The organism is Aeromonas enterica (assembly GCF_054052465.1).
This window is the reverse complement of record NZ_JBSTYL010000021.1, coordinates 1-13,241: the sequence shown is the minus strand read 5'-3', so window position 1 is coordinate 13,241 and position 13,241 is coordinate 1. Positions and strand designations below refer to the sequence as shown.

Genomic DNA, 13,241 nt, shown 5'->3' with positions numbered 1-13,241 from the left:
TGTGACCGGGGGCGCGAAATTCTGGTAGAATACGCCCCGTTTAAACGAACTGGTAACTTCGACTAATGACAGACAACAGCCAAATCAAGGTGATCGTCGGCATGTCCGGCGGCGTGGATTCTTCCGTCTCGGCCTACCTGCTCCAGCAGCAGGGTTATCAGGTCGAAGGCTTGTTCATGAAGAACTGGGAAGAAGACGACACGGACGAGTATTGCTCTGCCTCCCAGGATTTGGCTGATGCCAAGGCCGTCTGCGACAAGCTGGGTATGAAGCTGCATACCATCAATTTCGCCGCCGAGTACTGGGACAACGTGTTCGAGCACTTCCTCGAAGAGTACAAGGCGGGGCGCACCCCGAACCCGGATATCCTGTGCAACAAGGAGATCAAGTTCAAGGCGTTCCTCGAATTTGCCGCCGAAGAGCTGGGTGCCACCTACATCGCCACCGGCCACTATGTGCGCCGTGACGACAGCACAGGCCACCCGCGCCTGCTGCGCGGTCTCGATACCAACAAGGATCAGAGCTACTTCCTCTACACACTGAGCGAAAAGCAGGTGGGTCAGAGCCTGTTCCCGGTTGGGGATCTGGAGAAGCCGGAGGTGCGCCGCATCGCCGAACAGCTGGATCTCATCACCGCCAAGAAGAAAGACTCCACCGGCATCTGCTTCATCGGTGAGCGCAAATTCAAGGACTTCCTGGCCAAGTTCCTGCCCGCCCAGCCCGGCCCCATCGAAACCGTGGATGGCAAGGTGATCGGCGAGCATCAGGGCTTGATGTATCACACCCTGGGCCAGCGCAAGGGGCTCGGCATCGGTGGTCGCAAAGACGCCACCGAAGAGGCTTGGTACGTGGTCGACAAAGAGGTCGAGCGCAACGTGCTGGTGGTGGCGCAGGGCGAGCATCCCCGCCTCTACTCCGACGGTCTGGTTGCCAGCCAGCTGCACTGGGTGGATCGCACTCCGATCCGCGCCCCGCGCCGCTGCACCGTCAAGACCCGCTACCGCCAGCAGGATATTCCCTGCCTCATTCAGCCCATCGACGATGAGACCATACGGGTCATCTTCGACGAGAAACAGGCCGCCGTGACCCCTGGCCAGTCCGCCGTCTTCTACGACGGGGAAGTGTGTCTGGGCGGCGGCATCATAGAGCAGCGTTTCAGCCATCCGGTGTAAACCGGCCAGGCGCCCGCGCACCTGACGCCCTTCTCCCCCCGTGGGAGAAGGCTCTGATTGATGCAGCGATACCAAACGGCTCGCTACTGAATAACGAGAATGGCGCTGTTTGAACGAACAGCACAAAGCAACGATAGATGACTGACAAATTCCAAGGCCGGATCATGGCCTGCTGCGGTATCAGCCAGTGAATGAACGAAACAGGGCCGTGAACATATGAGCGACAAATTTCAAGACAGAACCATGGCCTTTGCCGGCATCTGCCAGGCAGCCTATCTGGTACAGAAAGTGGCCCGCGACGGCAGCTGTGATGAGGCCTCGCTGCGCGAGAGCCTGCAAAGCGTGCTGGTGACCGATCCCAAGCAGCCGCTGGAGGTGTTCGGCAACCACCTGGCCATTCGTGATGGCTATCGCGCCCTGGTCGAACAGCTGGGCGCCGACGGCAGCCAGAAGAACGCCGAGCTGACCCGTTACGTGGTCAGCCTGATCGCGCTGGAGCGCAAGCTGGCCAAGCGCAAGGACATCCTCAACATGCTGGGTGAGCGGATCAGCCAGATTGGCCGCCAGCAACAGCACTTCGATCTGCTCGACGAGCAGATCCTGGCAAACATGGCGAGTATCTACAGCGATCTCATCAGCCCCATCGGGCCGCGCATCCAGGTGGCGGGCACCCCGCTGTTCCTGCAGCAACCGCTGGTGCAGCACAAGGTGCGCGCCCTGCTGCTGGCGGGTATCCGTGCCTGCGTGCTGTGGCGCCAGCTCGGTGGCAGCCGCACCCAGATCATCTTCGCTCGCAAGAAGATGGTGGAGCTGGCCAAGCGTTACTAATCATTGGCTCGCGCTCGAGCAGGGGGACAACAACAAGGTGAACAGCCGCACATCAGCCTTGATAAGCCCCCAACCGGAGCGCGAGTGGATACGAATCCCCCACACCAAACATCAGGAGTTCACCCCATGGAGCTGTCCGCGCTGACTGCTGTTTCCCCGATTGACGGTCGTTATGGCGACAAGGCCGATGCCCTGCGCCCTATCTTCTCCGAATTCGGCCTGCTGCGTTTTCGCGTCGAAGTTGAGGTGCGCTGGTTGCAGAAACTGGCCAGCCACGCCGGGATCCCGGAAGTCCCTGCCCTGAGCGCGGCCGCCAACACCCTGCTCGACGGCATAGTCCTCAACTTCAACGAGAGTGACGCCGCCCGCATCAAACAGATAGAGCGCACCACCAACCATGATGTGAAAGCGGTGGAGTACTTCCTCAAAGAGAAAGTCGAAGTGAACCCCGAGCTGGCGGCCGTCAGCGAGTTCATCCACTTCGCCTGCACCTCGGAAGACATCAACAACAACTCCCACGGTCTGATGCTGAAAACCGCCCGTGACGAGGTCATCAAGCCTTACTGCGAGAAGCTCATCAGCGAGCTCAAGCGTCTGGCCCATGAGTACCGTGACATGCCGCTGCTGTCGCGCACCCACGGCCAGCCGGCGACCCCGAGCACCATGGGCAAGGAGATGGCCAACGTCGCCTATCGCCTGGAGCGCCAGTTCAAGCAGATCATGGCGGTGGAGATCCTCGGCAAGATCAACGGTGCGGTCGGCAACTACAACGCCCACGTCAGCGCCTATCCGGAAGTGGACTGGCACCAGTTCTCCGAGGAGTTTGTCACTTCGCTCGGCCTGAACTGGAACCCCTACACCACCCAGATCGAGCCGCACGACTACATCGCCGAGCTGTTCGACGCCATGGCTCGCTTCAACACCATCCTGATCGACTTCGACCGGGACGTGTGGGGCTACATCTCGCTGGGTCACTTCAAGCAGCGCACAGTGGCGGGCGAAATCGGCTCCTCCACCATGCCGCACAAGGTCAACCCCATCGACTTCGAGAACTCCGAAGGCAACTTAGGGTTGGCCAACGCCGTGTTCCAGCACCTGGCCTCCAAGCTGCCCATCTCCCGCTGGCAGCGAGATCTCACCGATTCGACCGTGCTGCGCAACCTGGGTGTGGCGGTTGGTTACTCCCTGATTGCCTATCAGGCGACCCTGAAGGGCATCTCCAAGCTGGAAGCCAACGCCGGTGCCATGGCCGCCGATCTGGATGCCAACTGGGAAGTGCTGGCCGAGCCGATCCAGACAGTCATGCGCCGTTACGGCATCGAGAAGCCCTACGAGAAGCTCAAAGAGCTGACCCGTGGCCGCCGCGTCGATGCCGAAGGCATGCGTACCTTCATCGATACCCTCGAACTGCCGGAAGCGGTCAAGGTCGAGCTGAAGAAACTGACCCCGGCCAACTATATCGGTCAGGCTCAGCGTCTGGTTGATCTGCTGAAATAAGCGGATAAATGACGTTACCGGGGCCCTGTGCATGATCTGCAACAGGGCCCCGGTTATTTTATGTGACACCCTATACACAGTTTGCAAGAGGGCTTGCCCGAGGCCGGCAGCCGCCTCTGGCAAGACCTCTCTTGACCTTTGTCGAACCCTTTGACGAGAAGACCTATGTACGAACTCAATCTGGATATCGCTCACTTCCTCGAGCATTACTGGCAGAAGCGCCCGCTCCTTATCAAGGGCGGCTTCAAGAATTTTCAGGATCCCATCAGCCCGGACGAGCTGGCGGGTCTGGCCATGGAAGAGGTTATCGAGTCCCGTCTGGTGACCCGCTTCGACAACAAGTGGGAAGCGGCCCACGGCCCCTTCGAATCTTACGACCATCTGGGCGAAGAGAACTGGACCATTCTGGTGCAGGCCTGCAACCACTGGGCCCCCGAGGTCAACGAGCTGGCACTGCCGTTCCAGTTCATTCCGGGCTGGCGCTTTGACGATGTGATGGTGAGCTTCTCCACCCCCCATGCGGGTGTCGGTCCCCACATCGACAACTACGATGTGTTCATCACCCAGGGCCTGGGCAAGCGTCACTGGCGCGTCGGCGATGCCAAGCCGCTCAACGAGTTTGCCGCCCACGCTGCGCTGCTGCACTGCGAACCGTTCGAGGCGATCATCGACGTCATCATGGAGCCGGGCGACATCCTCTACATTCCGCCTGGATTCCCCCACGAAGGCTACGCCATCGAGCCTTCCATGAACTTCTCCGTGGGCTTCCGGGCGCCGGATGCCAAGGCGCTCATCTCCTCCTTTGCCGATCACCTAATCGACAACGAGGTGCGCACCGAGCGTTACGGCGATGGGGATCTCAAGCCCCGCGCCCGCCACGGCGAGATCCTGCCCCATGAGATGCACCGTCTGCGCGAGCTGATGCAGCAGGCGCTTGATGACGAGACCCTGTTCAAAGAGTGGTTCGGCACCATGATCTCCGAAGCCAAACACGATCTGGACGTCAATCCGGTCGAGCCTGACTACAGCGCCGAGGAAGTCGCCGACCTGCTGACCCAGGGCGAGCCAGCCATCAAGGTGCCTGGCCTGCGCACCGTCTGGTTCAGCGGCGAGAGCCGTACCTGCTACATCGACGGCGAAGCCTGGACTCTGCCAAGCGAAGATGCAGCCGCCATTTCCCTGCTGTGTGACAGGGACATCATTACTCAGGCCGACATGGTGGAGCTTGCCGATCAGGCCGGTTTCCTGCAACTGCTGACCCGGCTGGTCAACCGTGGTTACTGGTTCTTCGGCTGATTTGGCTGACTGACAGAAACAAAAAAGGCGCCTGATGGCGCCTTTTTTGTCACTTGGCAGGCGTTCAAATAACAATCGACTCGCGAAGCTGAACCCACTCTTGACGAACCCGTGAATGCTGCTTTATTGAGCGAAACAGGACCAGTATCATGCGTTCGTCCCTGTTCAAAAGAGAAGCGTCACCATGCGGATCAGCACCCAACCCATGCCACTGCCCGATTACAGCAAATATCCCTCCTACCCAGAGGTAACGCCGGAGCAGATCAATCAGGCCCGCAACCAGGCGCTGGACAAGAAGGATGAGGTGCAGGCACAGAGCGAGGAGAAAGCCACCGCCCGCAGAACCATGGCTGTCTCCTATACCGCCCACCAGCAGGACAAAGCCGTGGTGGAGCGTTACCTGCAAGCAAGCGGGCAGGAGACCAGTGAAACAACCGCCCCCAGCGCCACCGACATCTACCGGATGGAAAATCGCTACCAGCGCCAGCAGGACCTCGCCGACTATCTGCAATTCCAGCAGAGTCCGCTCGGTCAGCAGATGGGCAGCATGCTTGGTGAAGACAAACGCAAGGGAACCCTGCTCGACGTCGTCGCCTGAGCGGCCGCTGTCAGGGACGACATGGTGAAATGAAAAAGCCCTCGATGAGGGCTTTTTCATTATGAGTGTGACTCTTCCGCCACTTCGTCAGGCAGCTCATCAAACAGGGGGTGGTAGAGTACTTCCCCCTGAACGTCAGCCAGGCCTCCCTCCTGCAATTCCATCGCCATAAAGCACTCGGCGGGCACCTCGTAGATGCAGTGCAGGCCGAACTCACTGGCGGGACGAAAACCGAAGCGGCCGTAATAGGTCGGGTCGCCGAGCACCACCACCGCCTTCCAGTCCATCTCCAGCGCCGTATCCAGCCCTTCACGCACCAGATCCGAGCCTATGCCCTGCCCCTGCCAGTCCGGATGCACGGCTACCGGCGCCAGACCGAGCCAGGGCCCTTCCAGGCCGTTAATGGTGATCGGGCTCAGCATCAGATGCCCCATGAACTCGTACTCTTCCTCTTCGACCATGGTCACCACGGCGGCGCCACACTCGCGCAGGCGGTTGACCAGTTCGGCCTCATCGGAACGGCCAAAGGCGGCGCTCACCAGTTCATAGACCGGCAACATGTCGCCGGGGCGCTCGGTTCTCAGCATACAGCGTTACTCCTCGTACAGCAGAGCGGGCATTATTCCACAAAGTGCCGGTCAGCCTGAGCACCTTTGTCCAGAAATGGGAGGGTGGACTCAGGAAAACGAGCCGCAAGTTGCCGCAGCAACCCCAGCAAGGCCGCCGGCGTCAGAGTGCCAATGGCCTCGCGGTAGGCCGCAAACAGCCCGGTATCGTCTTGCTCAAGCCGGGCCAGCGTATGCTCGGGTCCCTGATGCCAATGCCCGGCCAGCTCATCGATGAGGGCAGGCAGCTCCACCAGCAGCCAGAGCTGGCGATAGCGCCCCGCCACAGCGTCTCCAGCACTGGCCCCGGTCGCGGGCAGGCCGGCGCGACGCGCCATCTTGCCAATCCAGCCGAGCCGCTGCTGTCGCTGCGCGCGGGTGAGCAGGACGGGCCCCTGGCGCCGCAGGCCGGCCAGTTGCAGCAGGCAGGCAAGCCCCTGCTCGTCCCTGTCCTTGAGCAGCACGCCCCCCAGCAGAGGGAGCCGCTCGGGTTCGGCCTGCGCCAGCTCACCGAGCGGATAACAGATGACATCGAGCCGAGTCTCATCCGCAGACTCTACGCTCGGCAAGACGGGATCGGGGCCCTGCTCATCCAGAAACAGGGTGAGCTGCCACGGGCGACCATGGCCCAACCCGACCTGTGCTTCGGCACCCTGCAGGATGGCCACGGCCACCCACTCGTCCACCAGCCAAGGTGCCAGTTGCCGGGTCACAGGTTCGGGCAGGGGGATGGCCCTGTCCAGTCGCCAATAGCTCACCTCGCACGGTTGCTGGGCGGTTCGGCCGCGCAACCCGCGATAATGCATGCCGAGCTTGGCCATCACCCGGCCGGAGGCGAGGTTGCCCGGCATGTGGCGCGCGGTCAGTGCCGGCAGCTGCAAGGTGTCGAATGCAAAGGACTTGACCCGTTGCGCCGCCCGGGTGGCCAGTCCCTGATTCTGCCAGGGGACGCCGACCCACCAGGCCAGCTCGCCGTTCCAGTGCAGCGAGATCACCCCGACCAGCGGGGCCACCTCATCCTCCTGTGGCAGCGTCATGGCCCAGCTCCAGCCCAGCCCCAGCGCCGCCTTGCGCCAGCTGCCGACGAGCCAGTCACGGGCCCCCTCCGGCGGGTAGGGGTGGGGAATGTTGAGGGTATAGCGGGAGAGCGCTTCGTCGCCGCAGTAGCGCACCACCTCGGCCTCGTCGTCGGCCAGCAGCGGCCGCAGCACCAGCGCAGAAGAGGAGGACGCAGCAGCGGGCTCGCGCAGCAGGGGCACGGTCAAACGGCGGGCGAGCAGCCGCTTGAGCACGGCGCCCATGTCGTCGTCCGCGGTCAGCACCAGATCGGCCCCGAGCGGGCCAAGGGTAAGCAGACCGCTCTCCCTGGCCAGGGTCAGCAGGGAGGCCGAGGCGCTGATGAGGATCTGGCGGCTGGGGTCCGCCTGCACATCCGCGCTCAGATCGCCGTCGAGCCAGGCGGCCAGCAGCGAAGTAGCCGAAAGGAGGCCATCGGGTCGGCAGGTGGACCAGAGATCATCCTCCTCTGCCAGATGGGACTCTGCCTCCTTGCTGAGCAGCAGTTGCCAGCGATGGCCCTGCCGCTGCCAGGCCTGCAGCACTTGGGTCCAATGGGGTTGCCACAGCGCCCGTTCGATCAGCAGCTCCATCAGCCGGCCTGACAGGCCGCAAGCAGGCTCAGGTGGCGAGGATGGGCTTCTATGCGGGCAATCCAGGCCTGGATGGCGGGCCAGCCCTGCAGCGAGAATATCCCCTCCTCCGCCACATGGGTGTAGGCATAGAGGGCGATATCGGCGATGGTCGGTGCCTCGCCGCACAGGTAGGGGCTCTGTTTCAGCTGCTGCTCCATCACCGCCAGCGCCCGCTCGCCACCGGCCTTGAGGCCGTCGAGTCGCGCCTCCTGAGACTCGGGGCGGCCCAGATAATGGACGATGAAGCGCGCCACGGCGATGTAGGGCTCATGGCTGTACTGTTCGAAGAACAGCCACTTGAGCACCTCGGCCTGCTGACGCGGCTCCGCCGGCCAGAGCGCCGAGCCCTGCGCCAGATAGAAGAGGATGGCGTTGGATTCCGCCAGCGCATCGCCGTCATCAATGGCCAGCACCGGGATCTTGCCGTTGGGATTCATGGCCAGAAAGGCCGGGGTTTGGGTGTCACCGGCCTGGATATCCACCGGGATCCAGTCGAGAGGCAATGCCAGCCAGCGGGCCAGCAGCCACCCCTTGTAGCAGTTGCCGGATCTCAGATCGCCATACAGACGCATACAGACTCCTTGTCAGCACAGGGTTGCAGAGGGTAAACGGGGGATCAGGGCGCCAGCCGCTCTATGTGCCAGCCTTCCCCTTCCCGGCTGTAGTAGAAGCGGTCGTGCAGACGATGCTCGCCACCCTGCCAGAATTCGACCGTGTCTATCCGTACCCGATACCCCCCCCAGAAGCTCGGCAGCGGCACTTCGCCGTTGGCAAACTTCTGCTTGAGCTCGAGGAATTTGGCCTCCAGCACACCGCGCGCCGAGATGCGGGTCGACTGCTTGGAAACCCAGGCGGCTATCTGGCTGTCCTTGGGGCGGCTGTGGAAGTACTTCATCACCTCGAAGGTGCTCATCTTCTCCACCCGGCCGGTCACGTGCACCTGGCGGTCCAGGGTGTGCCAGGGGAAGAGCAGACTGATGCGGGGGTTGCCCTCCAGCTGGTGCGCCTTGCGGCTGCCCATGTTGGTGTAGAACACCATGCCCTCGGCATCGTAGTGCTTGAGCAGCACGGTACGCTGCCAGGGTTGCCCGTCGGCATCCACGGTCGCCACCACCATGGCGGTGGGATCGGTCAACTTGGCCTCGCAGGCCTGGGCCAGCCACTTCTCGAACAGCGCAAGGGGTTCGACCGGCAGATCGGCCCGGTGCAATCCGCCCCGGGTATATTCACGGCGCAGATCAGCCACATCCATCATCTTGATTTTCCTTCTCTCTTGCCGCCGATGCGGCCATGCGTGCTGGCATTGTGCGACGAGCACGCCATGGGTACAAGCCTCAGGGCGGCCAAATGGCGGTGCCAAACAACAAAGGGAGGCTTGCGCCTCCCTTTGTTGCCAATCCCCGACTTCAGACTTATTGCTTCTTGCCGGCGGCCGGTGGGCAATGTGACAGCATGCGCTGGTTATACTCTGCCGCATAGGCCCTCAGCTTGGCCTGGGCCTCTTTCTGATCGGGTTTGATGACATCCCCCAACCCCTCCAGATAGCGCACGCCACAGCGCGCCTTGGCCGCTTCCTGCTCACCTGCCGCAATACCGGGCGCCACTTCGCCGCGCCCGGCCCGTACAATCAGTCGGTAATCCTGCTTGGCAAGGCTGGCGCTGATCGCCTGCTCCAGGGTGTCGGCATCCGCCTGACAGCCCCCGAGCAGCGTGAACAGCAGCAAGCCGGTGACTCTCATGCCCGCCTCCGTTGCCAGCCGAGCAGCGCCAGGGCCCAGAAACCGAGCGCACCGCCACCACCACCGCCCGAGCTGCCGCCACTTTGCACCACAGGCAACTTGAGCGGGCTGAGGGCGAAGAAAATATTGTCGCTGCAGGCCACTTTCAATCTGATGCTGCTGGTGAGGTTGGCCGGCAGGGTAACGGTGGCCGAGCCACTGTTGGGCTGGCTGGTGGCCAGGGTCGCCCAGTTTGCCCCTTCGTCCTGAGTCACGAACAGGTCTACCTTGCTGCAGTTGATCGGGGCTGCGTTGGTGCCCGCCACATCCCAGCCGACCGCCTGGCTGGCACCCGGCGTCACCATCACGCCAAGGGGGCTGGTCAGGTGGAACGCACTGCCGGTGTTGACTACTTGCACCTTCATGTCATCGCTGGCGACACCGCCCTTGCCGTCACGTACCGTCAGCCGGAAGTGGAGATCCCGGTTGATGGTGGGCCAGGCCTCGCCCTTGGCCAACGAGCCGGAGAGCAGGGATGGCAGGCTCGGCAGGATCCGCTCCGGCGAGCTGGTCGGCGACACGAACCGGAACAGCGGCCGGCTGCCATCGTCCACCATGGTGGCCAGGCTGCTCGACTCCGTCCCCAGATCAATCTGCTCCCAGGTGTAGGTCAGGGGATCGCTGTCCAGATCGGCGCCAGCCCCCTTGAGCACGAACGGTGTGTTGGCCGGAATGACATGACTGGCACCGGCCGCCGCCTGGGGCGCGTTGTTGACGAGGCTGAGGGTGGTGCCGCAGGCCGGCACGGTCGCCATGTGCGCACGCATCTGCTCAATGGACTTGCTGTGGAAATAGGGATCGCTGTGCGGCTGAATGTTTTCATCCCCGCAAATGCCGGCATAAGCCATGATGGAGGTGCCGCTGCCCGGCTCCCAGGCTTGTTCCGCCACCCGGTTGCCGCTACCACAACTGTTGGTGGTGCCGTTGAAGGTGTGGTCGGCGCCGAACTGATGGCCGATCTCATGGGCTACATAGTCGATGAAGAAGGCATCCCCCACCGGGGTGGTCGAGCCGGTCATGCCAGCAGACTTTTCAGCTGTACACAAAACACCCAGGCCAGCCAGGCCACCACCGCCGGTGTTGACCACATGGCCGATATCAAATGCCCCCAGATCGCCGTTGGCGAAGGCGTCGCTCTGCACCAGAACGTTCTTGCTGGTGTCGTTTTCCTCATAGACGCTGCTAACCCCGATCACGTAGTCAGGGTTATCACCGTTGTAAAAAGGGTCCGTTGCTGGATCGGTGAAAATAACGGCGTCGTTGCCACTGGCCAGCTGGAACTCGGCTCCCACATCCCGCTGGTACACCTCGTTCACCCGGTTGAGCAGGGTAGCGATGGCCGCGGTGGCCAGCACCTTGGAGCCACCGTGGAACTGGGTATACTCCCCGGCCGCCGAGATGGCGATGACATAACGCTTGCGCACGTTGCCATCCACCTGCACCTTGTGCGCCAACGCCCTGCTGGCATCACTGCCGATCACCTTGTCTGCCTCCTCCTCCAGCCGGCTGTAGGCATCCTGCTGGTAATAGACGGCATAACCGTCTGCATTGCGCAGCGGGTCGACGAACACCGTCTTGCCCTGATGGGTGAACATGGCGTGGAAACCTTGCGGGCCCAGATCGAAGCGACCCGTCTCCACCGGCGCCGCAGGGTTATGGCCCTTGAAGGTCAGGATATCGGGATACTTGGCGGCGAGATCGGCGGGCAGCAGATCATAGGCCTGCAGGGTGAAGATCACCTCGCCCCCGTCCGGCAGTGGCAGGGTCAGCTGGCGTGCCCCGGCCTGCAGTCCGGCAAAATAGTCGAGGGGCACCTTGGCCACCCGGAACTGGTTGGCTCGCACTTCATAGCCGTCCGCCACAGTGGCGCGTGCCGCCACCGTGTCCCACTCCTTGGCCGCGAGGCCGCCGGAGCTTATCAGGCTGGCAACCACCAGCGCCAAGGGAGAATATTTCATCAACTGCATCTTTTTAGTCCTTTTAAAATGCACTCACCTGAACTGCAACCGGCATCATTTTCCTGCTGGTCCGTTTAGTCCAGCACCATCGTCTGTATATTCCCCGAATGGGGAGTGTTGCACCAACCCTGTCTAGCCCCTATCATTGCGCGGATTTATCAGTTTTAGAGCTGCGTCACCATGACGACGGTTCGTCTTTATCTGACCAAGGTTAATCTCATGCTCAAATCCCCACTGTTGCCCCGTTTCGGGGACCTGATCGTTGCCATCGTTGACGATGTGCTGGGCCAGGGTCTCACTCTGGACCGCGCCTATGCCCGTCACTTCTCCGGCATCGAACTCAAACCGCAAGAACAGGCAAGGATTGCTCTGGTCACTGGCGATCTGCTGCGTCGCCTCAGCCTCTATTGCGCCCTGACCGGCATTCAGGTTCGTCAGGCCGAGAAGAATGTCTGGCCGCTGCTGCACAGCTGGCACGCTTTTCACAAGATAGCTCAACCCAACCATCCGACGCTGGATCGCTTCAACGAAGAGGCGTTTCGTCGCCGCCTGACCGAAGCGAAGAAGAACCCGGTGCTGATGGACGGTTGCCCCAGCTGGCTGGAAAAACTCGGCAGCGAGCAACTCGGCGAGGCCTGGCCTGCCGAGCGCGCCGCGCTGGCCTGGATGCCCAAGCGTTACCTGCGGGTCAACACCCTCAAGGGGACGCGGGAAGAGTTGCAAGCCGTGCTGACCAAGGAACACATCTCGACCATCCCGGTGGAAGGTGTCGCCACCGCGCTGCAAGTCACCACTGACGCCGCCCTGTTCCGCACCAAGGCCTTTGCCGATGGCTGGTTCGAGCAGCAGGATGCGGGCTCCCAGCTGGTGGCTGCCGCGCTGGAAGTCAGCCCGGGCATGCGGGTCATCGACGCCTGCGCCGGTGCCGGCGGCAAGACGCTGCACATCGCCGCCATGATGAACGGCAAGGGCCGTCTGCTGGCGATGGATGTGGAAGAGTGGAAGCTGGAAAACCTCAAGCAACGCGCCCGCCGCGCCGGTGCCCACAACGTGGAAACCCGCGTCATCGAGAGCAGCAAGACTGTCAAACGCCTCAAAGGCACCGCCGATCGCGTGCTGCTGGATGTGCCCTGCTCGGGCCTTGGCGTGCTCAAGCGCAACCCGGATGCCAAGTGGCGTGACACCGCTGAGCGGCTGCCGGTACTGGTGGCCTTGCAGGAAGAGATACTGCAGCGCTACAGCCAGATGGTGAAGGTCGGTGGTCTGCTGGTCTATGCAACCTGCTCCATCCTGCCCCAGGAGAACCGCCAGCAGGTGGACAAATTCCTGGCGGCCAACGACAACTACCGTCTGCGGGATGACCACACCGTCAGCCCGTCCGCGACCGGTTTTGACGGTTTCTATATGGCGCGGATCGAGCGCATCAGCTGAGAACCCGCTCACGATCTTACTGCGAGGCTGTGATCAAGGCTCATGTGCTGCTCGCTTATGTGAAACCAAGGGGCTCATGTGTATTTACACACTCCGGTTCCTCCGCGGCTCTTCACCTTGCTGACAGCCTCTCGTGACAAATCGTGAACAGGTTCTGGCCGTCGATACGATGAATAAAAAAGGCTATGTCCCAATTACGTGTTGCATGGGGTGCCCCAGCGCCTCATGCAAACACGCTTTGATATTTACTCCCCTTCCGTAGCGCTCCAGCATCCTGCGCCAACCCAGGTAGTTCCTCAGGTAATGGGTCGCCACACCATGAAATCGATCCATCCACGCTTTCAACCGATGGTGATACCCGTTTACGTGCTGGATGTGATACGCACC

At 62.0% G+C, this 13,241-nt stretch carries 12 protein-coding genes and 1 pseudogene; 6 read left to right on the top strand and 7 right to left on the bottom strand.

Features of this window, described 5'->3' with window-relative positions; genetic code table 11:
* Positions 1-65: 65 nt before the first annotated feature.
* The 5 genes from mnmA to ACW5XD_RS18260 all read left to right on the top strand — a co-directional run bounded on the left by mnmA (position 66) and on the right by ACW5XD_RS18260 (position 5,391).
* Complete coding sequence (mnmA, locus tag ACW5XD_RS18280) at positions 66-1,172, top strand: tRNA 2-thiouridine(34) synthase MnmA (protein ID WP_456496101.1); 1,107 nt, start codon at positions 66-68, stop codon at positions 1,170-1,172.
* 216 nt (positions 1,173-1,388) lie between these two features.
* Positions 1,389-2,000, top strand: coding sequence for a high frequency lysogenization protein HflD (gene hflD / locus ACW5XD_RS18275; RefSeq protein ID WP_456496100.1), 612 nt, complete (start codon positions 1,389-1,391; stop codon positions 1,998-2,000).
* Positions 2,001-2,126: 126 nt separating this feature from the next.
* A complete protein-coding gene (gene purB / locus ACW5XD_RS18270) occupies positions 2,127-3,497 on the top strand; it encodes an adenylosuccinate lyase (RefSeq protein WP_456496099.1) in 1,371 nt (456 codons plus the stop codon).
* A 165-nt stretch (positions 3,498-3,662) separates the two neighbouring features.
* Complete coding sequence (locus ACW5XD_RS18265; protein WP_456496098.1) at positions 3,663-4,793, top strand: ribosomal protein uL16 3-hydroxylase; 1,131 nt, start codon at positions 3,663-3,665, stop codon at positions 4,791-4,793.
* Positions 4,794-4,977: 184 nt separating this feature from the next.
* On the top strand, positions 4,978-5,391 hold the full coding sequence (locus ACW5XD_RS18260) for a hypothetical protein (protein ID WP_456496097.1): 414 nt from the start codon (positions 4,978-4,980) through the stop codon (positions 5,389-5,391).
* A 59-nt stretch (positions 5,392-5,450) separates the two neighbouring features.
* Here ACW5XD_RS18260 and ACW5XD_RS18255 read toward each other — a convergent pair whose 3' ends face one another.
* The 6 genes from ACW5XD_RS18255 to ACW5XD_RS18230 form a co-directional block, all read right to left on the bottom strand.
* Positions 5,451-5,978 carry a GNAT family N-acetyltransferase gene (locus tag ACW5XD_RS18255; RefSeq protein ID WP_456496096.1) on the bottom strand — a complete coding sequence of 176 codons (528 nt, stop codon included), beginning with the start codon at positions 5,976-5,978 and terminating at the stop codon, positions 5,451-5,453.
* A gap of 32 nt (positions 5,979-6,010) precedes the next feature.
* A complete protein-coding gene (locus ACW5XD_RS18250) occupies positions 6,011-7,645 on the bottom strand; it encodes a GNAT family N-acetyltransferase (protein ID WP_456496095.1) in 1,635 nt (544 codons plus the stop codon).
* Positions 7,645-8,259 carry a glutathione S-transferase family protein gene (locus tag ACW5XD_RS18245; protein WP_456496094.1) on the bottom strand — a complete coding sequence of 205 codons (615 nt, stop codon included), beginning with the start codon at positions 8,257-8,259 and terminating at the stop codon, positions 7,645-7,647. Before ACW5XD_RS18245 ends, ACW5XD_RS18250 begins: the two co-directional genes overlap by 1 nt.
* 44 nt (positions 8,260-8,303) lie before the next feature.
* The gene (pdxH, locus tag ACW5XD_RS18240) at positions 8,304-8,942 is read right to left on the bottom strand and encodes a pyridoxamine 5'-phosphate oxidase (RefSeq protein ID WP_456496093.1); all 639 of its coding nucleotides are present in this window, start codon (positions 8,940-8,942) and stop codon (positions 8,304-8,306) included.
* Between the two features lie 157 nt (positions 8,943-9,099).
* On the bottom strand, positions 9,100-9,426 hold the full coding sequence (locus ACW5XD_RS18235) for a hypothetical protein (RefSeq protein ID WP_456496092.1): 327 nt from the start codon (positions 9,424-9,426) through the stop codon (positions 9,100-9,102).
* Positions 9,423-11,432, bottom strand: coding sequence for a reprolysin-like metallopeptidase (locus tag ACW5XD_RS18230; protein WP_456496091.1), 2,010 nt, complete (start codon positions 11,430-11,432; stop codon positions 9,423-9,425). Before ACW5XD_RS18230 ends, ACW5XD_RS18235 begins: the two co-directional genes overlap by 4 nt.
* Before the next feature lie 210 nt (positions 11,433-11,642).
* Between ACW5XD_RS18230 and ACW5XD_RS18225 the strand changes: the two genes are divergently transcribed.
* The gene (locus tag ACW5XD_RS18225; RefSeq protein ID WP_456496090.1) at positions 11,643-12,854 is read left to right on the top strand and encodes an RsmB/NOP family class I SAM-dependent RNA methyltransferase; all 1,212 of its coding nucleotides are present in this window, start codon (positions 11,643-11,645) and stop codon (positions 12,852-12,854) included.
* Between the two features lie 183 nt (positions 12,855-13,037).
* On the opposite strand, the pseudogene ACW5XD_RS18220 reads toward ACW5XD_RS18225, so the two are convergent.
* Positions 13,038-13,241: pseudogene (locus ACW5XD_RS18220) on the bottom strand (IS1595 family transposase); the annotation flags it as partial.